The following is a 24,388-nucleotide window of genomic DNA, read 5'->3' on the forward strand; positions in this document are numbered from 1 at the left end:
GCCTATGCCCAACCGACTCAGTGCGAACGTCAATTCGCAGTATTTTCATGCGGCTAATCAGCTTACGGCCAAGCATGCGCGTCGTAAGATAGCCGTCTACGTGGAGAGCTACGACGACATTTACTTTTGGCGCACGGTACTCAACGACTTCGAAGACGATACCCGATATTTCGAAATCATGCTTCCCTCGCGTGGCGTACATCTGGAGCGGGGCAAGAAGGCTGCCATCTCCAAGCTGTTGGAAGGGGTGGGCAGCGACATGATAGCCTGTGTGGATGCCGATTACGACTACCTGATGCAGGGGGCATCGCCGGCATCCAAGATGATGATGGAGAATCCTTACATCTTCCATACTTACGCCTATGCCATCGAAAATCTGCAATGTTATGCGCCGTCGCTCCATAGCGTGTGTGTAGCCGTGGTGCTCAACGACCGCAAGTTTTTCGATTTTGAGACCTATCTGGCAGCCTATTCAGAGATAGTATTTCCCCTCTTCGTGTGGAATATATGGTTTTACCGCAGCACACATTACCACGATTTCACCCTGACCGACCTGAATGCAATTATTGATATAGGCGATTTCCACTTGCGGAACGTGGAGAAAGGATTGGAAAACCTGCGGAAGAAAGTGGGGCGCAAGATGGAAACGTTACGCCATGCCTATCCCAATGCCAAGGACAGCTATCAGCAGGTGAAGAACGACCTGAAGGCTTTGGGCGTCACACCGCAGACCACCTATTTATATATACAGGGCCACCACCTCTTCGACAGGGTCGTAGTGCCGATGCTCAATTCCGTCTGTCATCAGCTATATCGGGAGCGCGAAGACGAGATACGCAGGCAGGCGGTCCACAATACACAGTATCGTACGGAGCTGGCGGCGTATGACGGGAGTACCGGTAACATCTCAGCTTTGCTGAAGAAGAATACGGGCTATATGCAGTCTGAGCCTTTCAAGCGCATCCAATCAGATATTGCCACATTCCTGGCGAACACACCCTAAGCACCCGTAAATATTAGATAGAAAATACTGCAAGGTCCTCGTATATCTGGTATTAGTTTCTTATTTTTTGCAAAAGTAATCTTTTACCGTGAGTTCGATGAGTGAAATAAGTTGATGGTTCTTTGGGCAGTACAAAGAAAAAGAGGTTGTTGAAATGAGGAAAACTTGTGATGATGTTATTCTGCGAATTATCGGAATGCGATAAGTTATCCTGCGAAAAGTGTAATAAAGCACCTTTCTTATCATCGAAAAAATGTAATTTTTGCTTGTTTTTATCATCGGAAAAGTGTATGTTTGCAAAAAATGATTATTTATGAAAAGGAAAGTATTTAATCAACTTGAGGCATGGAAGAAGCGTAAAAGTAGAAAACCGCTCATTCTTCTTGGAGCCAGGCAGGTAGGTAAGACATGGTTGATGCAGGAATTTGGCAAGACATGCTACGAGTCGGTAGCGTATATTAACTGCGATGCCGAGCCTTTGGCCAAGGACTTGTTTGCCGATGATTATAATATGGAACGCATATTATTTGCTATACAGGCAATTACCGGGGTCAAGCCAGAGCCTGATAAGACCTTGATTATCTTTGATGAGATACAGGAAGTACCGCGTGGCCTTCATAGTCTGAAATATTTTCAGGAGAATGCAAACGCATATCATGTGATGGCAGCTGGCTCATTGTTAGGCATCACACTTCACCAGGGCGATTCCTTTCCTATAGGCAAGGTGGATATACTTACCATTCATCCTATGGACTATGAAGAGTTCTTGGAAGCAAACGGTGAAGAAACCCTGTTGCAACTCCTGCATCAGGGAGATTGGAAAATGATGGAGACATTTGCATCTAAATTCATAGAGCAGCTGCGTTACTATTACTTCGTTGGAGGAATGCCTGAAGTTCTGTCACATTTTATTCAAAATCACGATTTGTCGGAAGTGCGTAGACTCCAGCAGAATATCCTTGACGCCTACCGCAATGATATATCCAAGCATAGTTCCAAAACAGAAAGTATCCGTATTGGGCAGGTACTGGACAGTCTGCCTTCGCAGTTGGCAAAGGAAAACAAGAAGTTTATTTATGGTGTCATCAAACAAGGAGCACGTGCAAAGGAATATGAACTTGCTATCCAATGGCTTATTGATGCAGGTATTATTCATAAAGTCAGTAGGGTGAAAGAAATCCAATCGCCCATTAAGTTCTATGAAGATTTAAGCGCTTTCAAACTTTTTCTGCTTGATTGTGGTTTGTTTGCTTGTATGGTGGATGCTCCCGCTAAGCAGATGCTTATAGGGGATAATGTTTTCAAGGAGTTTAAGGGTGCTTTTACAGAACAATTTGTATTGCAGCAACTCGTAGTGCAAGGCTTCACACCTTATTACTGGAGCAATGGTACCTCACCAGCCGAAATAGACTTTGTTATTCAGACGGAAGACCGGGCAATCCCCATCGAAGTGAAAGCCGAAGAGAATGTCCGTGCCCGTTCTATGAAAACCTATATTGACGGCCATCCCGAAGCTCGCTTGAAAGGTCTCCGTATTTCCATGAAGGGGTATGTAGACCAAGGTTGGATGGAAAATATTCCTTTGTATTCTACGCTTGATTTCTATATAAAAGATTATCCTGAATGTAGATGAAAGGGATAGGTGGCATTGTTGGGACTTTTATATCAATTTACTGCAAGGCCCTCGCAGCATCGCTGCCTAGGCTCGGCAGCAATGCTGTTAAGCCTAGGCAGTAATGGCATGTCATTTTGCTTGTTTGGGAAGGGCTGCTCCTTGGTATGCCTTGTTGAGCCTTCTTCTAAGAATGTTCTGCAATCTGAAGAGTGCATCAGGGTGCTTGCTGACCAGATTTCAATGTTTCTATATAAGTGGATGGAGTCATGCCCGTTTCGCTCTTAAAGATTCGTGTGAAGTGCTGGGGATATTCGAACCCCATGTCGTGGGCTGTTTCTCCAATGGTCTTTCCCGATACCAAAAGCATTTTTGAACGCTCAATGATAAATCGACGGATATACTGGATAGGACTTTCACCCAACGATTTGCGAATGACATCGCCGAAATAACTGGGCGACATGAACAGTGCGTCTGCACAACGTTTCACGCTGGGTATGCCGTAGTCGTATTGTTTACCTTGGTCGTAATACTGTAACAGCATGTTTTGAAAGCGAGCCAGAATATCGGTGTTAGTTTCGGTAGCCATCTGAAACTGACGGTCGTAAAAGCGATTGCAAAAATCGGCCAGTAGCAGAATGTAGTCTTGCACAATGCGATTGCTATGAGGTAAGCTGGCCTTTAACTCACGCCTTATGGCCTCCATGATGCGATTTGTAATGGCTATTTCGTCATCGGTAAGTTTCAATGCTTCGTTGCTGTTATACGAAAAGAAATGATAGTGGCTGAGGTTTCGCTCGAAGTCTGTATTGTAAATGAATTCCGGATCGAACATGAGTACCCAGCCATGATATTGTGCCATGGTACCGTCGTCGTCTTTTCCGCCTATTTGCCCAGGAGCGTAAGCTAACAGTGAGTTTGTATCGGCAACATATTTTCCCACACCGTAGGCAAGGTCTGAAGGGAAATTGCGTTGAACAAAGAACGCATACACGTTGAAATGGTTGAGCGAGTGGCGAATTTTGCCCATCTCGTCGTAGTGAATGACAGCTATATGACGGTGATAGGTGGGGGCACCTATGTCGTGGGCATAGTCGTTGGCATTATTGATAGTGAGTATTTCTTTCATTGGCACTTATTGCTTTTCGGTTGTAAATTTACTGTTTTTACTGCAGAAAACAATAAAATTGGTAGGTTTTGCAATAATTTGGTTATAACCACTGGTGGATATTCTTCCTATCTTTGCAATAGAGAAAATAAAAAATATGAAGAAAAGTTTTTTAGTAACATTATTGATAGGAATGGTTATGACAGCAAATTCACAGAATGTAAAACGTACGATGATGCCAAAACCGACAAAGTTGGAATTGACACAGGAGTGGGATAAGGTTTTTCCAGAGAGTGAGAAGGTAGACCATAAGAAGGTTACATTCGTTAACCGATATGGTATTACACTGGCAGCTGATATGTATACACCTAAAAATGCTAGGGGCAAGTTGGCAGCAATAGCTGTAAGTGGTCCTTTCGGAGCCGTGAAAGAGCAAAGTTCTGGGTTTTATGCACAGCATTTGGCAGAGTGTGGATTCCTTACCATAGCTTTTGATCCCTCATTCACCGGCGAAAGTTCGGGCGAACCTCGCAATGTGGCTTCACCCGATATCAATACAGAGGATTTCTCGGCGGCGGTAGATTTCCTTTCTGTGCAGGATAATATAGATGCAGAGAGAATAGGTGTTCTCGGTGTGTGTGGCTGGGGGGGTATTGCACTGAACGCAGCAGCTATGGATACTAGAATCAAGGCTACGGTAGCTTCGACCATGTACGACATGACACGTATTATGGCCAATGGCTATTTTGATGCAGACGACAATACTATTGCGCGCCATAAAACGCTTGAGGCTTTGAACGCTCAGCGCACTAAAGATTATCGTCAGGGGTATTATGACCGTGCAGGAGGATGTCTGAAAGAGACAGAGCTGACAGACAGTATGCCGCAATTTGTGAAAGACTATACAATGTATTATGAAACCAAACGTGGTTTCCATCCTCGTTCGGTTAACTCTGTTGATGGCTGGAATAAGTCTTCGGCACTCTCGTTTATCAACCTACCGTTCATGCAGCGTATTGGCGAAATCCAGTCGGCAGTGCTCATCATGCACGGTGATAAAGCGCATAGTCTCTATTTCGGCAAGACTGCTTACGGCAAACTCACGGGTAACAACAAGGATTTATTTATCATCCCAGGGGCTAATCACACCGACTTGTACGACGGTGGGGATAACAATTATATTCCATTTGATAAACTGGAGAAGTTTTATCGCGATTATTTGAAATAACGCAATGTATATCATTATTAATCAACGAAGATACCCTGTGCAGTTGGAGCAGAATGCCACTGCGCAGGCTTTCGTCAGTCTTTTGCCCCTGGTACTTGATATGGAAGAACTCAACGGCAACGAAAAATATGTGTATTTGGGAGAGCATCTGCCCTCAGAGCCACAATGTCCTGGTATGATAAACGCTGGCGATATTATGCTTTTTGGCAGTAACTGTGTGGTGGTGTTCTACGAGTCGTTTCGCACCCACTATGCTTATTCGCGCATTGGCAGGGTGCTATCCACTGAGGGTTTACGGCTCGCGTTGGGCAAGAGCAATGTGAAAGTTGCATTTGAATAATAGTTGTATAATATGAGAGTCAACATGAAAATAGCTTTGACTGTACTCTTTTTGAGTGGATTGGTATTGAGTGCTATTGGTTGTAATAGAGATGCCAATGATGAAAATATGCCTGAAATACCAACTCTGCCTTTGGTATCCAATGACGGGAATGTTACAGACGTGAATACCATGGCATCGGTTGAGGGACAGAAGATTCTTCTGAAAACAAGCACTGGTACACTTAGTATGACTCTGATAGACAATGCTGCTACTCGCCAGCTGGTAGCCTTGTGCAGCAAAGGTGAGCTTACGGTGAAGATGCAGCAATATGGTGGATTTGAAATGGTGGGCAGTTTACCCCTGTCGCTTCCGGCAAGCGATAGGCAAATAACTACGACCGTAGGTGATGTTATGTTATACAATGGCAACCAATTGGTAATTTTCCTTAGTTCAAACTCTTGGAGCTATACTCGTCTTGGCAAGATAGATGGCGGTAGCGTTGAGGAGGTGAAAAACTTCTTTGGAGGTGACAAAGCCGTTGTGGTATTGAGTTTGCCAAAGAAGTGATTGCCTAAGATATATACATGCGGCAATTTATGGATTGTTCGAGTTGCTTTATAATATCAAGTGGAAGATGAGGAGAAGATTATTTTTATGTCAATAATGTTTTCTTTATTCCTGGAAACAATATCCTTCATTTACTGCAAGGCCCTCGCAGCATCGCTGCGAGGGCCTTGCAGTGTTGCTGCCTAGGCTCGGCAGCAATGCTGTTAAGCCTAGGCAGTAATGGCATGTCATTTCGCCTGTTTGGGAAGGGCTATTCCTTGGTATGCCTTGTTGCGTTCCTTTCTGAGGATATTCTGCAAATCGAACAGGGTGTCGGGCTGTTTGCTGGCCAGATTCTGCTGCTCGGACATGTCGCTATGGATGTCGTATAGCTGTGGTGTGGCGAGGTAGCCGCTCTCTGCATTGCCTGCCCATGAGATGATGGGCTGGCCATCGCTAGGCTCGATATATTTCCATTGGTGGGTTCTTACAGACAGGGCATGGTTGACAGCCTGCTCTATTACCCAAGGACGGCCGACGGTGTCGTCGCCCATGAAAGCCGACATATAGTCGTGGCTGTCGGGAGCACTGCCTTGGGGCAGGGTCGCGTTCACCAGCGAGGCGAGCGACCCCATGAGGTCGATGTGCGAGAGCAGGGCCGGCGAAGTGCGGTTGCCTTGAATCTTTCCTTGCCAACTGACGATGAAGGGAACGGCTGTACCTCCTTCGAAAGTGCTGTACTTGTTGCCGCGCCAAGGACCTGCCGGGCGGTGACCGTTGAGCAGTTCCTTTGCCTGGTCCACATATCCGTCGTCGAGAATAGGTCCGTTGTCGCTTGTCAGGATGATAATCGTGTTGTCGGTGAGTCCCAGTTTGTCGAGTGTCTGCATGATTTGACCCACCGACCAGTCAAATTCTACGATGGCATCGCCGCGTAGGCCCATGCCACTCTTGCCGCGGAAGCGTGCATGGGGAAATCTGGGAACATGCACGTCGTTGGTTGCGAAGTACATGAAGAAAGGATTCTTCTGATGGTCTTGAATGAAGTTGATGGCATGGGCAGTGATGGAGTCGGCGATGTTCTCGTCTTTCCAGAGGGCTTTGCCGCCACCTTTCATATAACCGATGCGGCCGATTCCGTTGACGATAGACATGTCGTGTCCTTGGCTTGACTTCAGGTTGTAGAGCAATTCGGGATTGTCTTTGCCTGTAGGCTCGCCCGGAAAATTCTTTTCATAGCTTACCGAAATGGGGGCTGAAGGGTCGTGGTTGACCACCTTTCCATCCTCGATGAACACGCAGGGAACACGGTCGGCCGTGGCTGCCATGATGTAGTGGTAGTCGAATCCGAGGTCGCCCAGGCTTTGGGGCAGGGGGGCATTCCAGTCTTGCGTACCCTGCTTGTCGCCCAGCCCCAGATGCCATTTGCCGATGGCAGCAGTGTTGTAGCCACGGCTCTTGAACATGTCGGCAATGGTAAACTGGCCGGGGCGGATAATCATTCCGGCATTGCCGGCCGCGATGTCGGTGTCGGGGCGTCGCCAGGCGTATTCGCCTGTGAGCAGCGAATAGCGCGATGGGGTGCTGGTAGAAGCGATGGCATGGCCGTCGGTGAATCTGATTCCACAGCCGGCAAGACGGTTGATGTTAGGTGTTTTTACGTTTTTGGCGCCGTAGCATTCCAAATCTCCATAGCCCAAATCGTCGGCAACGATGAGTATAACGTTCGGACGTTGCCGGTCTACTGTTTTCTTTCCTCGATTATTGGCAGCATTGGCAACCTGTGCGGACGACGCCAACAATAAGGCACATGATAAATAAGTCTTATTCATTCCTTTTGTTTAGATTATTTAGAAATTTTGGTATTTGTCTACAAAAATAGCTAATAAAGTTGACAATGGAATTCACTGGCAGGGAAAAAGATTTTTGATTATATATTTTTGTTTGTGTCTGGATTCTGCTATCTTTGTGGAAAAGAACGATACGATATGAGAAAAATCAAAACAGGGAAACCCTTGTCGGAGCGTGAAGGAGAGTCCTTGAACCTGTATCTCGACGAAATAGGAAAGGAAATTCTGTTGACAGCAGAGGAAGAACAAAAATTGTCTGAGGAGGTGAAAGCCGGTAACAGGCGCGCTCTGGATAAGTTGACAACGGCCAACTTGCGCTTTGTAGTGTCGGTGGCTAAGCGGTATCAGGACCAGGGGTTGGGCATTACCGACCTTATCAGCGAAGGAAATCTGGGACTCATCAAGGCTGCCCAGAACTTTGATGCGGCTCATGGTGTGCGCTTTGTGAGGTTTGCCGAGCCGTATGTGCGCCGTGCCATCGAGCGGGCCGTGAAGGAACAATCGGGCATTTATCGTTTGCCGGCGGGCGAAAACAGTCAACAGGAGCAGGCCAACAGCCATCCGTTCTCGGTAGATGCGCCGTTGGTTGAGGGCAAGAAGATGAGTCTGCTGAGTGTATTGAAGGACGAATCAGCACCGGCAGCCGATGAGCATGTGCTCACAGAGTCGCTGCGCGAGACTCTGGTGGAGGCCATGGCGGTGCTCGACGAGCGCGAACGTGTGGTTGTGGAGGCGTGCTTCGGAATCAATAGTACGCAGCTGCCGATGGCCGAAATCGGTCGTGAGATGGGGCTGAAGCGGGAGCGTGTGCGCCAGATTCGCGATAAGGCAGTGCGCAAGATGCTCCGAAATTCGGATAATGGTCAGTTGAAAAGCTATCTCAAGTAGCGTTTCAACTGATACGCCAGTCGTGGGTCGCCATTCTCCAGATGGATGATTCCACAATAGGTGAAGCCATATTTGAGGATGGTATGCTGCATGATGGCATTGTCGCGATGGGTGTCTATGCGCACGTTGTCGGTCTGCGTGAAGCAGTAGTCCATGATGGTGCGGAAGACGCCGTGTACCTGTGGCAGACTGGCTACGCGATGTACTACGTAGTAGTCGGATGTGTCGTCGGTCCAATGGCCATCCTCTATGTATGTATAGGTGGAATCCGGGCCTGGAATGAAGGCAAAGGTTGCCACGTCGAGTCCTTGCTCGTCTGCCATGAGATAGCAATGGTGATGGTCTATGTCATCGATAATCTGTTGGCGCGAAGGGTGGTTGTCGTCCCATTGATTGAGATTTCCGCTGCTTCGCATAATTTTTCTTCCCTCGTCGATGAGTGCCATCACCGTGTCGAGGTCTTGGGGTTGGGCCTGTCTTATTTTCATTGTTTCCAAAATTCTTTTAGTTCGCTGATTCTTGCGCATGCTGTCTCGCGTCCATGCTCGTAGACTTGCTGCATCTCGTCGGGATTGTGTGAGATGTGCTCGATAGACAGTCTGGCTGTCGGACGGATGACCAATGCCCTGCCGGCTTGCTCTTCTTGGGCTACGTATTCCAATTGCTTATTGTACATGGTATGGCGGTTGGCGCATGTCTCTACGAAGTTGGGATAGTGTCGGTACTTCCATCTGATGAGTGGCATGAGCCTGTTGGGCGACTTCGTGTAGCCTGCGGGTTGTGTCAGTACGACGATGTTGCGGTCGTAGCCTTTGGTCTGGAAGAATTGTAGGGGGATGGAGTCGGCCAGTCCGCCGTCCAGCATTTTGCGCCCATCCAGTTCTACTATACGCGACACCAAGGGCATGGAAGCCGACGCGCGTATCCATTCGTAGCATTCGTAGCCGTGTTCTTGTAGTCGGCGATATTCTGCTTGACCAGTCTCTAGGTCGGTACAGACGGCATAGAAATCCATCGGATTGGTGTCGAAAGTGTCGGTATCAAACGGGTCAAGCTGTGTGGGGAGCGTGTGATAGCAGAATTCTCCGCCGAAAATGTCGCCTGTCTTGATGAGCGATGACAGACTGCAATAACGCTTGTCGTGGGCATAACGCTTGTTATAGCGGATACATCGTCCCGGTTGTCTCGACTTGTAATTGCAGCCGAAAGCAGCTCCTGCCGATACACCGACAAGTCCGTCGGGTTCTAGTCCTTGTTCCATCATGACATCGATGACACCTGCGGAGAACAATCCCCGCAATGCACCTCCCTCTAATACCAATCCTTTTTTCATACAAGCAAAAGTAGTGAAAATCACAGAATCATAAAAATAATGTAGCAGAAAAAAGAAAATCCCCATTCAGATGACTCTCATCACTGAATGGGGACTTGTGTATGGTGTGCTGGTTTACAGCAGTTCTTCGATGGCTTTTTCTACATCGGCCATGCTCTGTGTTGGTTCGAAGCGTGCAACGACTTCACCTTCTTTGTTCACGAGGAACTTGGTGAAGTTCCATTTGATATCGCTCTTCTTGTCCCAATCGGCATCGGCTTTAGACAGGATATCTTCCAGAATAGTCTTCAATTCATGCTCGCCGAAGCCAGCAAAACCTTTCTGGCTCTTCAACCATGTATAGAGGGGAGCTTCGTTGTCGCCGTTTACCTCTATCTTCTTGAATTGTGGGAATTTTGTTCCGAAGTTTAATTGGCAGAATTGGTGGATTTCCTCATCGCTTCCGGCAGCTTGTCCACCGAACTGGTTGCATGGGAAGTTGAGTATTTCCAAGCCTTTGCTTTGTAGTTTATCGTATGTTTTTTCGAGATCTTCGAACTGCGGTGTGAATCCACAAGCTGTTGCGGTGTTTACTACCAGCAATACTTTACCCTTATATTCAGACAAACTTACTTCGTTGCCTTTTCTGTCCAATACCTTGAAATCGTAGATTGTAGCCATCTTTTAAATCTCCTTTATTTTATATGTTCTTGTATAATACGTAATAGTTTACTATCTTTTACGATGCAAATATACGTCGAATAATTGGTTATCACAAAATTTTCAGGAAGATAGTTGCGTTGCTTAACTCTAATTAACCATTATCGCTGACGATACAACTATATCCGTCTTACTTCAAAATTCTTACCCTTTGCTCGATGGGCAGGAAAGTTTTCTCGCCTGGTTGGCCTGTTGCTGTGCCGAAAGGCATTTGTGCTCGCAGCGTCCAGTTGACTGGAATGTCGAAAGCCTGAGCCACTGCTTCGTCGATAATCGGATTGTAATGCTGTACCGAGGCAGCCAGACCAGCATCGTCCAAGGCGGTCCAAATGGTCAGTTGGTGCATGGCGTTGGTATGTTCAGACCATATAGGGAAGTTGGGAGCATACGTTGGGAACTGCTCTTGCAATGCCTTGACAGGTTCTTGGTCCTCGTAGAACAAGATAGTACCATACCCACTTTCAAACGATGTGTTGATTTTAGCTTCGGTAGCTGTGAATGCTTCAGCCGGTATGATGGCACGCAGGGTATCTTTGGCAATCTCCCAAAGGTGGCGATGCTTATCGCCCAAGAGCACGACAATGCGCGTACTCTGACTATTGAAAGCCGATGGGACGTGCAAAACGGCGCGTTCGACAAGTTGCTGTATCGCTTCGTCGGAGATGGGAGACTCGTTTTTGAGGGCGTAATAGCTACGGCGATGCGCTATGGCATCTATGAAATTTCTACTCATATTCTTATTCTTTTTATTAATTTGTATTTGATACGACAAATATAGGGAGTATATTTGGAAGCCGCATCATGACGCTATGGTATTTTTAGTTTTGTCGTCTAAAAATACCATAAACATGGCATGGCAGAATAAGAAATGTAGGACTAGATGAAGAAGAGCGATACGCCGATAACAGAAATCACTGCTCCGAGCACGACACGCAGCGTAATGGGCTGGTGGAACATATAATAAGTAGGCAGTAATATCATGATAGGCGAGATGGCCATGAGGGTACTTGCAATGCCGGCCGCGGTGTATTGCACGGCCAGAAGAGAGAAGCCAACGCCGATGAACGGGCCAGACAGCACGGCGATGAGCATTGCCAACATGCCTTTACCATTGTGCATGCTCTGTTTGAAGCGCTCGCCCTCGCCACGCAGCAACAGCCATGTAGAGAACAGGGTGAGTCCGGCAATACAGCGAATCAAGTTGGCACTGAAAGGGAGGAAGACTTCTATCTGTGGTAACACATCGGACGGAACGTTGGCGGTGTAATGGTCCAGGCCTATCTTACTGAGTACCAAGCCAACGCCTTGGCCCATTCCGGCACCGATACCATACAGGATTCCCTTGGTGGGAAGGTCGATGGAGAGTCCACGCTTGTTCTGACTTCGGCCCAGAATAGAGATAGCTATACCGGCCATCGTGACCGTCATGGCCAGCAGACTGCCCCAACTGAGTACTTGCCCTAATGCCGCCCACGCGGCCAGTGCGGCAAACATGGGGGCCAGGGTCATGAATAATTGGCCGTAACGCGAGCCAATCGTGAGATAACTGTTGTACAGACACCAGTCGCCGAAGAAATATCCCACTGCACCCGAAAGCAACAGCCATATCCAGGCTTGGGTATCGGCGTAGACGGGAAAAGGCGTACCCAAGAGAATCCAACAAAGGAGTATGGAGAAAAGAAGTGCCAGCGACATGCGCCATACATTCATTACAAAAATGCCCAATCGCTTGCTCCCCACCTCGCTGGAGAGAGCAGCAATGGTCCAGGAGAATGCTACTCCTATGGAAATGATTTCACCTATATATTTTATCATGTATTTGTAAATTTGCAAGAGAGGTACAGGCAGGGACGACGATGCCCTTTATTATCCTGCCAGCTCCTTGCGTAGAAGTCTTTATCCCTCTCTCAGGAAGTCAAGACACTCCTTGATTTCCCCGTCGGTAGCGGTCTGATTGATTTTAATGTGGCCGATGTCAGAGAGGAGGGTGAAGTTGATACTGTCGGCAGCATTCTTCTTATCGTGGTGCATCAGTTCTATCAATTCAGCATAATCATCGCATGTGATGAGCAACGTGCCGTAGTTTTGGCGGATGAAAGTCACAGTCTGGCGCATCTTGTCAGTGGGAAATGCCGTCTTCAGGCAGCTGAGGTAAAGCTCGCAGATGAGTCCGAAGGCCACGGCATACCCATGCAGCAGTGGCATGTGATCGGGTTGTGTAGCACGGCGCAATGTAAAACTTTCGAAGGCATGTCCGAAAGTATGGCCCAGATTGAGGGCCTTGCGGATGCCGTGCTCGTGTGGGTCTTGTCGCACCACGTGCTGTTTTACTTTTACCGAGTCGCCCACCATCTGTTTCAGTTCCTGCCAGTCGGGCTGCTGTAAGTCGAATTTGAGCAGTTGTACCCACATCATGTCGTTGCTGATAAGTCCGTGTTTGAGCATTTCGGCATAACCCGAACGGAGGTTCATCTCGTCGAGTGTCTTCAGGAAAACCGTATCGAGGATGACGAATCTGCCATCGCTGAATACTCCAATTTCGTTTTTCAGACCATTGAAATTGATGCCTGTCTTGCCACCCACAGACGCATCGACCATAGCCAGCAGGGTAGTGGGGACATTGATAAAGTTGATGCCACGCTTGAAAGTAGATGCGGCAAAGCCGCCCAAGTCGGTTACCATGCCTCCGCCAACATTGATAAGACACGAGTGGCGGGTAGCGCCATGTTGGCCCAGCTCTTCCCATACATGCGCCAAAGTGGCTATATCCTTATGCGTGTCGGTAGCTTGGATGATGATGGGATGTGCCGTTCTGAGACCCACGTAGTGTTGCAATATGGGCCAACAGGTGCGGTGGGTGGTCTCATCGAATAAGATGAAGAGCTTGTCGTGTTCGCATTCAGAGATGGCAACGGCCAGTTCTTGCTCCAAATGTTCTGAAATGATGATACTCTGTTCCATATTATACTTACGTAGATGATGCTTTCTGCGCACAAAAGTATATCATTCCCGTAATACAGACAAGAAAAACAGCATTTTTTCTCGTCAGGGTATTAAACTAATAATGACGTGCGACGTCTAAGAAAGCAAAGACTTAATTGAAGAATAAACAACTAGCAAGTATGAAGAGATTCCTTTGGACGATGCTGTTGTTGCTGACAACAACGGCATTGTTTGCCCAGAATAGAAATATAACGGGTACATTGACAGACAAAGATACGAAAGAACCGCTGGTACAGACGACCGTTCAGCTGTTGCGACAGAAGGACAGTACGTTTGTGTCGGGGGCTATATCCAATGAGAGCGGAGAGTTCTCGGTAGCTGCACCTGCGGACGGGCGTTATATCGTCAAGATTTCGAGTGTGGGCTATCTGACCGTCTTCAAGCCGGTAACGGTAGCCAATGGGACTAATGTGGCACTGGGCTCGATAGTGATGAATGCCGATGCCATCATGCTGAAAGGGACTACTGTCATGGGGCATGCTACCAAGGTGGTACTCCACGAAGATACCTTTATGTATAATGCAGCGGCCTATCGCACGCCAGAAGGGTCGACCATCGAAGAGCTGGTGAAGCGTCTGCCGGGTGCAGAGGTGAAGAGCGACGGCACGATAACGGTCAACGGGAAGGAAATCAAGAAGATACTGATAGACGGCAAGGAGTTCATGACGGGCGACACCAAAACGGCATTGAAGAACTTGCCCACCTCTATCGTAGACCGCATCAAGGCATACGACCAGAAGAGCGACCTCTCGCGGGTGACGGGTATTGACGACGGCGAGGAGCAGGCAGTACTCGACTTCGGACTCAAGCCGGGCATGCACAAAGGTATGTTCAGCAATATAGACCTGTCGGTGGGAACGAACAGCCGCTATTCCGACCGGATGATGGGTGCTTACTTCAACGAGAAATACCGCTTCATGCTCTTTGCCAATGCCAACAACACCAATGATATGGGATTTCCCGGTGGTGGTGGAAGAGGCAATTTCGGTATGGGCAGGCAGGGATTGATAGCCACAAAGATGATTGGGGCTAACTTCAATTACGAGGATAAGGGTAAATTGGTCATTGATGCCAGCATGCGGTGGAACCATTCGGACGGCGATGCCAATACCCAAACATCCGTCCAGAACTTTATGGCTAAGTCGGGTGCTTACTCGAATACCAACAGTCAGAACTATACGCGCAGCAACAGTTGGGATGGACGGATGCGTCTGGAGTGGACGCCCGACAGCATGACCAACATCATGTTCCGCCCGTCGTTCACATATTCCACGAACGATAGCCGTTCGGTACAAACCTCGGCATCGTATAATGTTGACCCTTATACACTTGTCAGCTCTCCGTTGTTGGCAGAATCGATAGCCCTGTTGGCCTCGGACAGTCTGATGGTCAACACGCGCAATACAAGCAGTCTGGGCTACGGCAACAATAAAAACGTGAACGGCGTATTGCAATATAATCGTAAGCTGGGGCATAATGGACGCAACTTTACGCTGCGCGTGGCTGGCAATTACGGGTCGAGCGATTCCAAAAATCTGTCTCTGAGCGATGTTCATCTCTATCAGTTGATGAACGCATTGGGCAACGACTCCACTTATCAGACCTATCGTTGGAATCTCATGCCTACCCGCAACTGGGGGTATAGTGCCGAGTTCACGTATAGCGAACCTCTCTGGCGTGCTGTATTCCTACAGTTCTCTTACCAGTTCCAATACAAATATACGAAGAGCGATCGCTCTACCTACGACTTCAGCCATCTGGGCAACGGTTTTTTCGGTAGTATTCCCTTGCTCTTCAGAGGATGGGACAACTACCTGGGGATGCTTCCTGACAAGCTTGAAACTTACGAGGACAAAGACCTGAGTCGCTACTCTGCATATAAGAACTATATCCACGAATTCAACTTAATGCTTCGTGTGATTCGGGAAAAGTATAGATTGAACGTAGGTGTCATGGTGCAACCGCAGCATACCAGTTACCAACAAGACTATCTGGGCATACATGTAGACACTACGCGCTCGGTGGTAAACGTGACTCCGACGTTTGATTTCCGCTATAAATTCAGCAATGTCAGTAATCTCCGAATCAGCTATCGGGGTACGACGTCGCAACCCTCTATGAGCCAGTTGCTCGATGTAACCGACGACAGTGACCCGCTGAATATCTCGAAAGGAAATCCAGGTCTGAAGCCTGCATTTACCAATAACTTCCGCTTCTTCTATAATAATTTCGACGAGAAGAAACAGCGTGCATTCATGACTTTCCTCAACTACAGCAATACGCGCAACAGTATCAGCAATATGGTGACCTACGATGAGAAGACGGGTGGGCGCATCGTGCAACCGCAGAATATCAACGGCAACTGGAATATGATGGGGGCTGTGATGTATAATACGCCGATAGACTCAGCCGGATTCTTCAACGTGAATACATTTACCAATGTAGGATATAATAATTATGTGGGCTATCTGGCTGTAGACCGTACTTCCAGTTCGGTCAAGAATACCACCCGTTCGCTCTCGCTTGGCGAGCGTCTGGAGACGACCTATCGCAATGGTTGGTTGGAATTGGGACTCGACGGGTCGCTCAATTTTACGCGTAGTAAGAACCAGTTGCAGCGTTTGAGCAATCTCAATACATGGCAGTTTGCTTACGGTGGTTCGGTGAATGTCACGCTGCCGTGGGGAATGAGTGTCTCTACCGGGCTGCACGAGAACAGTCGTCGGGGTTATAGCGACGCGTCGATGAATACCAACGAATTGGTATGGAACGCACAGCTGTCGCAGGGATTCCTCAAAGGTAAGCCGTTGACGGTCTCTCTGCAATTCTATGATATACTCAACAAGCAGAGCAACCTGAGTCGTGCCATCAGTGCAACCCAGCGTACCGACACATGGTATAACAGCATCAACAGCTATGCCATGCTCCATGTGATTTATCGTCTGAATGTCTTTGGTGGTAAAGATGCGCGTGTCGGCGGACGCCGTGGAGGTCCTGATGGTCCGCGCGATGGTGGTCGTGGCCGTCGTCCCGGAGGCTTTGGCGGATTCGGGCATGGCCGGTTCGGCGGCGGTCCGGGACGCTTCTGATGAGCAGGGATATTTATATGGTTTTACTGCCGGGCCTTTGCAGCAATGCTGCATGGGCTTGGCAGTTTTGCTGAACGGGCTAGGCAGCATTGCTGTTAAGGCCTTGCAGTTTTGCCAAATGAAAAAAGCGATATGGTCGGTAGGGCCATATCGCTTTTCTTATGCTATACTTTCGTCTGTCGGGCAATAATCTTCTCTATTGCCTGTGGGAAATATTCCTGTTCCAGCAGTTGCTCCTTGGCGGCAATATCGTCGGGGGTGTCGGTTGGGAGAAGGGGCGTCTTGTATTGTGCCAGAATCTCTCCGCCGTCGCATTCGTTGCTGACCCAATGCACGGTCATGCCTGTCTCTGTCTCTCCGGCAGCCTTTACGGCCTCGTGGACATGCCGTCCGTACATACCTTTGCCGCCGAACTTAGGCAGCAAGGCCGGGTGGAGATTGGCCATCCGATGGTCGTAGGCAGAGATTAAAAATGGTGGAATCATGAGGAGAAATCCTGCCAATACGATGAAGTCTATCCGATACTTGTGCAGCAACGGCATCAAGACGGCTTCGTCGTTGAATGCCGATTTGGGGACAATCTCGGTGGGGATGTGGTACTTGCGGGCGCGGATGAGTGCATAGGCATCGGCCTTGTTGCTGAGCACAAGGGCCACCCGAACGGCGGAATGCTCGCTGAAATAGCGAATGATATTCTCGCAGTTCGAACCGTTGCCCGAAACAAATATTGCTATCTGAGACATTGCCTATGTGTTAGAATCTGTATATGTGGAAGTCTGTCATTCCTCTTCGTCCCATCCTTCGTCGTCGTCGAATCCGAAGATGGAAGGCTCTACGAAAGAGTCGAGAGCCCGACGTTCTTTCTTGGTGGGGCGTCCTGTACCGCGTGCCCTGTCTACAAAGCCGCTGATGCGGCTCATTTCGAGCAGTTCGTATTGCTTGGCTTCGGTCACATTCTCGTAGACCTGGGGTACAAGCTTGGCGCCGACGCGGTTTTCAATACATTGCAGTATCTTGAAAGAATAGACGACGGGTGCTTTCCTGACGCTGATGGTTTCGCCTACTTTCACAGTCCTGCTGGGCTTGACAGTCGTTCCATTGACCGAGACGCGGCCGTTTTTGCAGGCGTCGGCAGCAATGGAACGCGTCTTGAAGATGCGCGCTGCCCACAGCCATTTATCTATTCTTGCAGTTTCTGCCATGAATTATTTTTTTCCTAGTTTGTTGAATTGGTTCATCGTAATATCTATGCCGGCGAGTGCAAAGCTCTTGATAATCTCGCAAGCGGTGTCGATAGCTGGTTGCAAGGTCTTCATGTCTTCATCGTCGTAATGTCCCAATACCCAGTCTACCTGTGCACCGCGAGGATATTCATTGCCTATGCCCATGCGCAGCCGGGCATAGTTCTGCCCGATAAGTTGCTGTATGTGGCCCAGGCCATTGTGGCCTCCGTTGCTTCCGTTTCCTTTCAGTCGGAAAGCTCCGAGGGGCAGGGCTACATCGTCACTGATGACAAGCAGTCGACTCTGGTCGATATTCTCTTTGGTAAGCCAGTATCTCACGGCATTGCCACTGAGATTCATGAATGTGGTGGGCTTGAGCAGAATAATCTTCCTCCCCTTGATGGAAGTTTCGGCGATGAAGCCATATCGCTTATCCTCAAAAACAATATTGGACGCTTTAGCAAAAGCGTCCAATACCATAAATCCTGTGTTGTGTCGGGTGTCCTGATATTCATCACCGGGATTCCCCAACCCACAAATCAAATATTTGTCCATTAATAAAGGCTTACCTGCATTTATGCTTCAGCGTTGGCAGCTGCTGCAAGAGTTGCCTGACGTGTCATCTTGATTGAGCAAACGATAACGTCCTTGCTTGTAGCAATGTCAAGACCCTCGAATGAGAGTTCGCCTACCTTGATGCTCTTACCAATCTTCAGAGCTGTAACATCTACATCGAGATGCTCAGGAATCTGCTTGTAAGGAGCTGTTACATTAATCTTACGGATAGAGAGGTTCATACGACCACCGTCACGTACACCCTGTGCCAAACCAACCAACTTAACGGGAATACCGATAGTGATAGACTTCTCCTCGTTAACTTCGTAGAAGTCTACGTGCAAGGGAGCGTCTGTTACGGGGTGGAATTGAACTTCTTTCAGGATAGCTGTGTGGGCTTCACCCTCGATATCCAGATTGATTACATAGATGTGGGGGGTGTAGATAATCTTGCGAAGCTCGCTGAAAGCAATCTGGAATGCAAATGCTTCGGGAGCACCGTTTCCGTCTTTCTTCTCACCATACAAGTTGCAAGGAACAAAACCTTCCTTACGGAGTTGTTTAGAAGCTTTCTTTCCAAGGTCTGTACGCTTCTTACCTGCTACATTAATCTCTTTCATAATTGTGTTACTCTAAATTAAGTTTGAATTAAATAGAATGCCTTAATTCGCCATTACACGAGATGCGCTTTGCGAAAAAGCTGTGCAAAGTTAATGCTTTTCTTCCGATTGGGCAAAAAAACAATTAAAAAAGTCAGTTTTTACGAGTCCATGTTTGCCAGTTCAAAGGATTTTAGTTACATTTGCATCAACAACAACACGAACATAAGATAACCAAATTATTAGAGAATGATTAATCGGGAACTTATTAGAATAAAGATAGTTCAGTTAACCTACGCATACTATCAAAACGGGAACAAGAACATTGATACTGCTGAAAAAGAATTGTTTTTCAGCTTGTCCAAAGCTTATGATTTATATAATTTCCTGCTGGAGCTTATTGTAGCCATCACGCGTGAGGAGCGACATCGCATAGATATTGCCACACAGCGAGCACAGCGAGAGGGCACGGAAGTTCCTTCGACCAAGTTTGCTTACAATCAATTCGCCGTGCAACTGGAGGAAAACAAGATGTTGCAGGAGTTTGTGGAGACCCAAAAGCAGACTTGGGAGGAGGATATCGAGTTTGTTCGTAAGTTCTGTAACCTCATTGAGCAGAGCGCCATCTATCAGGAATACATGGCGAGCGAGGACGATTCGTATGAGAACGACCGCGAAATCTGGCGCAAACTATACAAGACTCTTTTTCTGGATAATGCTGAGCTGGATGCCCTTTTGGAAGAGAAGAGCCTGTACTGGAATGATGACAAAGAGGTGGTAGATACATTCGTGTTGAAGACTATCAAGCGTTTCGACCCGAAAAACAGCAGCAAGCAGGAGCTTTTGCCTGAATATAAGGACGAGGAAGACAAGGACTTTGCCCGCAAACTGTTCCGCGCAACAATTCTCAATGCTGCCCAATATCAGCGTTACATGAGCGATGCCAGCCGCAACTGGGACTTCTCCCGTCTGGCTTACATGGATGTCGTCATCATGCAGATAGCCATTGCCGAGATGCTTACGTTCCCTAATATCCCGGTGAGTGTGACCATTAATGAGTATGTAGATCTTGCCAAGCTCTACAGCACTTATCGTAGTGGTGGCTATATCAACGGCATGCTCGACACCATAGCGCGTTATCTTATCAATTCGGGCCACCTGATGAAGGCTATTGACGAGCCTCGCGACAAGCGTCAGGCAGACCACATCTCTCGCATGGAACGTCAGAGCGAGCAGGTCGAGGATGTCGCGGAAGAAACACAGGAAGAGAATAACAATAACTAAATATACTAACGAAAATGAATTCAATCGTTCTGGCTGCACAGGCAGCCCAAGGTGGTGGCGGCATGGGTATGCTCGTCATGATGGTAGCAATCTTCGCTATTATGTGGTTTTTCATGATTCGTCCTCAGCAGAAGAAGCAGAAGGAAACCCGTAATTTCCAGAACTCTCTGCAAGAAGGGACAGCCGTTGTCATCGGTGGCGGTATCTATGGAACTGTAAAGCGTGTAGATATCGAGAAGCATACTGTGGATGTTGAGGTGGCTCGCGGAGTGGTCCTCACCGTTGACAAGACCGGTGTCTTTGCAGATGTAAACGCTGTTACACCCAACGCATAATTCCTGTCTATGTTGAAAGCCATGAGGCAAATATATCAGAAAACCAGAAACTTCCTGTTCAGTTTGGTGAATAGGGAGTTTCTGGTTTTTTTGTTTTTCCTCGCGTTGAGTGGGGGCTTCTGGCTTTTGACATCGTTGAACGAGACTTACGAGGCCGAGGTGGCAGTGCCGGTAAGGCTTGTCGGCGTACCGCGCAATGTGGTGATTACCAACGACATGACCGATACCGTCCGTGTGATGGTCCGCGATAAGGGCTTTACCATAGCCACGTATCTGCATTCAGACCGCATACGTCCGCTTGTGTTCAACTTCTCTGCCTATGCCAATACGGCTGCGGGCAAGGGCGCGATTAGTGCGTCTGATTTGCAAAAGCAGTTGTACCCGATGTTGTATGGTTCTACGCGTATGACTTCGCTGAAGCCGGACAGACTCTCTTTCTTCTTCAATTATGGAGAGTCTAAGAAAGTGCCGGTACGCCTGCATGGCAACATCAAGGCCGGCAAAAGTTATTATCTGGCCCAGACACGCTTCTGGCCGGAGTATGTAACTGTGTATGCCAGCCGTCAGATATTGGATAGTATCCAGTCGGTTTACACCGTCCCAATCACACATACTCATCTCCAGGACACCCTGATAGAGCGTGTTGCTTTGCGCCATATCCAAGGTGCGAAGTGCATTCCGGCAGTTGTCAAGGTAGGTTTCTATCCAGATATTCTGACCGAGGAGACCGTGTCTGTGCCGATAGAGGCTGTTAATATGCCGGCCGGTAAGATATTGCGCACATTCCCATCGCGCGTGAATGTCATTTTTACGGTGGGTGCAAGCATGTTCCGCAGGATTGGTCCGGAACAGTTCAGGGTGGTTGCCGACTACAACGATATTGTCAGTCAGCACACTGATAAGTGTCCACTTCATTTGCGCGTTTATCCACACGGTGTGCGTGGAGTGAAGCTGGAGATTTCCCAGATAGATTATCTCATCGAGCAGCAATAATCCTTTCAGCATGAAACAGCGTCTCAAGGTTGCCATTACGGGTAGCATGGGTAGCGGTAAAAGCTATGTGTGCAAATTGCTGGCCGAGCAGGGTATTCAGGTGTATGATTGCGACGAGGGGGCTAAGCGTCTCATGCGCACATCGCCCGAATTGCAATGCGAGTTGCAAAGGTTGGTAGGCGAAGAGGTCTATAAGGACGGAGTGTTGCAAAAATCGGTATTGACTGCGTTTCTGATGAAGAGCGATGCCAACCGCGAAGCTATCAATGAGGTGGTGCATCCTGCCGTAGCTCGCGACTTCGAGGCATCGGGACTCGACTGGTTGGAGAGCGCCATTCTGTTCGATAGCGGATTTTATCGCCGTGTACATTTCGACCGGGTGGTCTGCGTGTCGGCGCCACTCGAAGTGCGGATTGACCGTATCATGCAGCGCGACAGCCTTACAAGGGAGCAAGCCCTCGACTGGATTCGTCGGCAACTGCCACAAGAGGAGGTCGTCGGGCGCTCTGATTTTGAAATCGTCAACGACGGACAGGCAGATTTAAAACAACAGATAAAACGAATTATCAAACAATTATAATACATTATTAAAATGGAAACAATACTTTCTATAGCAGGTAAACCGGGACTTTACCGCTTGGTATCACGTGGTAAGATGAATCTTATAGTAGAGGCACTCGACGCTACTCACAAGCGCATGCCGGCGTTTGCCACCGACCGTGTGACAAGTCTTGGCGATATAGCCATGTATACCGACGCAGACGATGTGCCATTGTGGCAAGTACTCGAAAACTTAGGCAAGAAGGAAGACAGCAAACCTTCTTCGCTCAACTACAAGAAGGCGAAGAGCGAAGAGCTTCGCAGTTACTTCGCAGAGGTATTGCCCAGCTTCGACCAGGAGCGTGTACACGACAGTGACATCAAGAAGCTGATTCAGTGGTACGACATCCTTGTGAACAACGGCATTACCAATTTCAAGGAGTCTCTGGCTCCCACGGAAGGCGACAATGTAGACGACCGCAAGAATCAGCAGCCTGCCGAATAGGCAATAGGATGGCCGTAGATGTGGGGATACATCTTCGTGCCGGTCATGCAAATCCTATCCCCATCTATAGGCAAGCATCAATGGACCAGGCTATTGTTCATTGATGCTTTGTTTTTGCCCACTGCTGAGCAATCAGTTCAGTATTCTCTTTCTTGGCATTCTTACCGTCTGCACTGTCCTGTATGTTTATTCCTGACGGGTAGATTGGCAAAAGTTAGGGTTGGTATGGACTCCCAATAATTCATCAACTCACAAATTCAAAAAACTGCAAAGCCTTGGCAGCGTTGCTGACTGGGCTTTGCAGCATTGCTGTTTGGCCCTTGCAGTATTTTCATAGACGAGTCAAGGATATATTAGTAGGCGAGCTTTTGAGTTTGTAAGTATTAAGTTAAGGGTGAATAGGTCGTTGGGAGGGGGTAGGACAGGTGGGCATCGAAGGCTGATACCGTAACGTCTGCTTAGTCGGCTATGCTTTGTCCCACGGTATAGCCGGTGGTCCAGGCTGCCTGGAGGTTGAATCCTCCGGTGATGGCATCTATATCCAACACTTCGCCGGCAAAGAAAAGATGGGGGCAAACCTTGCTTTCGAGCGTATTGAGATTGACGTTGCTCAGGGCTATGCCGCCGCATGTGACGAATTCTTCTTTGAAAGCCCCTTTGCCATTGATGTTGTACTGGTCGTTGACGAGTGTTTCTACGAGTTTGTTCAATCCTTTTTTGCCCACCTCAGCCCATTTTTTTTCTGTACTCAGGTTGGCTCTCTCGATGATGAATTGCCACAGTCTGGAGGGTAGTTGAAAGGGAGGAATAGTACCCAGTTGCTTCTGCGCATGGCGTAAGGCCAGCTCCGTGAGCTGTGTCTGCACGTCGCTGTTGTTGGTACATCCCGTCCAGTTCACGGCCACAGGCAACCTGTATTCGTGTTCGGCCAAGTATCGGGCTGCATGCGATGACAGCTTGAGAATAGCCGGTCCGCTCATGCCCCAGTGCGTGATGAGCAGTGGTCCGCTTGTCCGAAACTTCGTTCCCGGCATCTGGACGATGGCATCTATTACCACCGTGCCCATGAGTTGACGGAGCGACTTGTCGGCTATGTTGAAAGTGAAGAGCGAGGGTACAGGAGTTTCTATGCTGTGTCCCAGTGCTTCTAAGTAGGCCAATCCTTTACCATGTGGCGATCCCCCGGTGGTGATGGCCACTCTGTCTGCGGTCATTTGCTTGTCGGCCAGTGCCAGGGATAGCTGTCCGTTGGTCTGTGGTACGATGTTTTTCACCTCGTGGCGAGTCAGGATGTGGATACCGAGTCGGTGTGCCTCGTTTACCAGGCAGTCGATGATGCTTTGCGAACGCTGCGATTGTGGAAACACACAGTGGTCGGCTTGCGTTACGAGTTTTACGCCGTGCGCCTCGAACCATTCGTATGCGTCGCGCTCGTTGAAGCTCTTGAACAGGCGTTTCATGAGCTTATGACCGCGCGGATAAACTTGCTTCAGGTCGGTGACGTCTTCAAACGAGTTGGTGAGATTGCATCGTCCACCGCCCGACACGCCCACCTTGGCCAGCACTTGGCTGGCTCGTTCGAGTATACAGACATCGGCTTCGGGATGCCGGCTCTTGGCAGTGATGGCAGCGAAGAAGCCTGCCGCCCCTCCGCCTACAATGGCTATCTTCAT

Annotated in this window: 25 protein-coding genes; 12 read left to right on the top strand and 13 right to left on the bottom strand. The window is 48.4% G+C overall.

Translation table 11 applies throughout. From position 1 onward, the window contains the following. Positions 1-4 precede the first annotated feature (4 nt). The gene (locus ACZ42L_RS00345; protein WP_464716305.1) at positions 5-1,003 is read left to right on the top strand and encodes a DUF4435 domain-containing protein; all 999 of its coding nucleotides are present in this window, start codon (positions 5-7) and stop codon (positions 1,001-1,003) included. A 313-nt stretch (positions 1,004-1,316) separates the two neighbouring features. Further along, entirely contained in the window at positions 1,317-2,636 is a 1,320-nt protein-coding gene (locus ACZ42L_RS00350; RefSeq protein ID WP_464716306.1) for an ATP-binding protein, read from the top strand. Between the two features lie 196 nt (positions 2,637-2,832). On the opposite strand, the gene ACZ42L_RS00355 is transcribed toward ACZ42L_RS00350, so the two are convergent. Then, entirely contained in the window at positions 2,833-3,744 is a 912-nt protein-coding gene (locus tag ACZ42L_RS00355; RefSeq protein ID WP_464699699.1) for a helix-turn-helix domain-containing protein, read from the bottom strand. 136 nt (positions 3,745-3,880) lie between these two features. Here ACZ42L_RS00355 and ACZ42L_RS00360 point away from each other — a divergent pair, with 136 nt between their 5' ends. From ACZ42L_RS00360 to ACZ42L_RS00370, 3 genes are read left to right on the top strand one after another with little or no spacing between them, the layout of a single operon-like run. After that, on the top strand, positions 3,881-4,951 hold the full coding sequence (locus ACZ42L_RS00360; protein WP_464699701.1) for an alpha/beta hydrolase: 1,071 nt from the start codon (positions 3,881-3,883) through the stop codon (positions 4,949-4,951). A 4-nt stretch (positions 4,952-4,955) separates the two neighbouring features. Further along, complete coding sequence (locus ACZ42L_RS00365; protein WP_464699703.1) at positions 4,956-5,291, top strand: cyclophilin-like fold protein; 336 nt, start codon at positions 4,956-4,958, stop codon at positions 5,289-5,291. Between the two features lie 24 nt (positions 5,292-5,315). After that, on the top strand, positions 5,316-5,840 hold the full coding sequence (locus ACZ42L_RS00370) for a cyclophilin-like fold protein (protein ID WP_464703061.1): 525 nt from the start codon (positions 5,316-5,318) through the stop codon (positions 5,838-5,840). A 227-nt stretch (positions 5,841-6,067) separates the two neighbouring features. On the opposite strand, the gene ACZ42L_RS00375 is transcribed toward ACZ42L_RS00370, so the two are convergent. Beyond that, positions 6,068-7,651 (bottom strand): sulfatase family protein, encoded by a 1,584-nt coding sequence (locus ACZ42L_RS00375; RefSeq protein ID WP_464716307.1) that lies wholly within the window; start codon positions 7,649-7,651, stop codon positions 6,068-6,070. Between the two features lie 156 nt (positions 7,652-7,807). On the opposite strand from ACZ42L_RS00375, the gene ACZ42L_RS00380 reads away from it, so the two are divergent. Further along, positions 7,808-8,557: a sigma-70 family RNA polymerase sigma factor gene (locus tag ACZ42L_RS00380; RefSeq protein WP_464706315.1), complete on the top strand. Its 750-nt coding sequence runs from the start codon at positions 7,808-7,810 to the stop codon at positions 8,555-8,557. Here the strand turns inward: ACZ42L_RS00380 and ACZ42L_RS00385 are convergent. The 6 genes from ACZ42L_RS00385 to aroB form a co-directional block, all read right to left on the bottom strand. Beyond that, positions 8,545-9,045, bottom strand: a complete 501-nt coding sequence (locus ACZ42L_RS00385; RefSeq protein WP_464716308.1) for an N-acetyltransferase — start codon at positions 9,043-9,045, stop codon at positions 8,545-8,547. The genes ACZ42L_RS00380 and ACZ42L_RS00385 overlap by 13 nt on opposite strands. After that, positions 9,042-9,890: a patatin-like phospholipase family protein gene (locus ACZ42L_RS00390; protein ID WP_464716309.1), complete on the bottom strand. Its 849-nt coding sequence runs from the start codon at positions 9,888-9,890 to the stop codon at positions 9,042-9,044. Before ACZ42L_RS00390 ends, ACZ42L_RS00385 begins: the two co-directional genes overlap by 4 nt. A 114-nt stretch (positions 9,891-10,004) precedes the next feature. Next, positions 10,005-10,550 (bottom strand): glutathione peroxidase, encoded by a 546-nt coding sequence (locus tag ACZ42L_RS00395; protein WP_464699714.1) that lies wholly within the window; start codon positions 10,548-10,550, stop codon positions 10,005-10,007. A 169-nt stretch (positions 10,551-10,719) separates the two neighbouring features. Beyond that, positions 10,720-11,322 (bottom strand): nitroreductase family protein, encoded by a 603-nt coding sequence (locus tag ACZ42L_RS00400; RefSeq protein WP_464699716.1) that lies wholly within the window; start codon positions 11,320-11,322, stop codon positions 10,720-10,722. A gap of 143 nt (positions 11,323-11,465) precedes the next feature. Further along, positions 11,466-12,401 carry a DMT family transporter gene (locus tag ACZ42L_RS00405; protein WP_464716961.1) on the bottom strand — a complete coding sequence of 312 codons (936 nt, stop codon included), beginning with the start codon at positions 12,399-12,401 and terminating at the stop codon, positions 11,466-11,468. Positions 12,402-12,485: 84 nt separating this feature from the next. Then, positions 12,486-13,550, bottom strand: a complete 1,065-nt coding sequence (aroB, locus tag ACZ42L_RS00410) for a 3-dehydroquinate synthase (protein WP_464716310.1) — start codon at positions 13,548-13,550, stop codon at positions 12,486-12,488. Positions 13,551-13,711: 161 nt separating this feature from the next. Here aroB and ACZ42L_RS00415 point away from each other — a divergent pair, with 161 nt between their 5' ends. Next, entirely contained in the window at positions 13,712-16,681 is a 2,970-nt protein-coding gene (locus ACZ42L_RS00415; protein WP_464716311.1) for a TonB-dependent receptor, read from the top strand. A gap of 164 nt (positions 16,682-16,845) precedes the next feature. On the opposite strand, the gene purN is transcribed toward ACZ42L_RS00415, so the two are convergent. From purN to ACZ42L_RS00435, 4 genes are read right to left on the bottom strand one after another with little or no spacing between them, the layout of a single operon-like run. Then, on the bottom strand, positions 16,846-17,424 hold the full coding sequence (gene purN / locus ACZ42L_RS00420) for a phosphoribosylglycinamide formyltransferase (protein WP_464716312.1): 579 nt from the start codon (positions 17,422-17,424) through the stop codon (positions 16,846-16,848). Between the two features lie 36 nt (positions 17,425-17,460). Continuing rightward, on the bottom strand, positions 17,461-17,883 hold the full coding sequence (locus ACZ42L_RS00425) for an RNA-binding S4 domain-containing protein (RefSeq protein WP_464699723.1): 423 nt from the start codon (positions 17,881-17,883) through the stop codon (positions 17,461-17,463). 3 nt (positions 17,884-17,886) lie between these two features. Continuing rightward, the gene (gene pth / locus ACZ42L_RS00430; protein ID WP_464699725.1) at positions 17,887-18,459 is read right to left on the bottom strand and encodes an aminoacyl-tRNA hydrolase; all 573 of its coding nucleotides are present in this window, start codon (positions 18,457-18,459) and stop codon (positions 17,887-17,889) included. Positions 18,460-18,479: 20 nt separating this feature from the next. Then, the gene (locus tag ACZ42L_RS00435; protein ID WP_464703068.1) at positions 18,480-19,079 is read right to left on the bottom strand and encodes a 50S ribosomal protein L25/general stress protein Ctc; all 600 of its coding nucleotides are present in this window, start codon (positions 19,077-19,079) and stop codon (positions 18,480-18,482) included. Positions 19,080-19,307: 228 nt separating this feature from the next. Here ACZ42L_RS00435 and nusB point away from each other — a divergent pair, with 228 nt between their 5' ends. Genes nusB through ACZ42L_RS00460 form a run of 5 tightly spaced genes read left to right on the top strand, consistent with a single transcriptional unit; the run spans position 19,308 to position 22,715 of the window. Beyond that, the gene (gene nusB / locus ACZ42L_RS00440; protein WP_464703069.1) at positions 19,308-20,342 is read left to right on the top strand and encodes a transcription antitermination factor NusB; all 1,035 of its coding nucleotides are present in this window, start codon (positions 19,308-19,310) and stop codon (positions 20,340-20,342) included. Positions 20,343-20,356: 14 nt separating this feature from the next. Continuing rightward, positions 20,357-20,677 (top strand): preprotein translocase subunit YajC, encoded by a 321-nt coding sequence (yajC, locus tag ACZ42L_RS00445; RefSeq protein WP_464699731.1) that lies wholly within the window; start codon positions 20,357-20,359, stop codon positions 20,675-20,677. Between the two features lie 21 nt (positions 20,678-20,698). Next, positions 20,699-21,670, top strand: a complete 972-nt coding sequence (locus ACZ42L_RS00450; protein ID WP_464716313.1) for a YbbR-like domain-containing protein — start codon at positions 20,699-20,701, stop codon at positions 21,668-21,670. 10 nt (positions 21,671-21,680) lie between these two features. Beyond that, a complete protein-coding gene (gene coaE / locus ACZ42L_RS00455; RefSeq protein ID WP_464699733.1) occupies positions 21,681-22,250 on the top strand; it encodes a dephospho-CoA kinase in 570 nt (189 codons plus the stop codon). Between the two features lie 12 nt (positions 22,251-22,262). Further along, positions 22,263-22,715, top strand: coding sequence for a DUF5606 family protein (locus tag ACZ42L_RS00460; protein WP_464716314.1), 453 nt, complete (start codon positions 22,263-22,265; stop codon positions 22,713-22,715). A 458-nt stretch (positions 22,716-23,173) separates the two neighbouring features. On the opposite strand, the gene ACZ42L_RS00465 is transcribed toward ACZ42L_RS00460, so the two are convergent. Beyond that, positions 23,174-24,388, bottom strand: coding sequence for a BaiN/RdsA family NAD(P)/FAD-dependent oxidoreductase (locus tag ACZ42L_RS00465; RefSeq protein ID WP_464716315.1), 1,215 nt, complete (start codon positions 24,386-24,388; stop codon positions 23,174-23,176).

It is taken from the genome of Prevotella mikamonis, assembly GCF_055381405.1.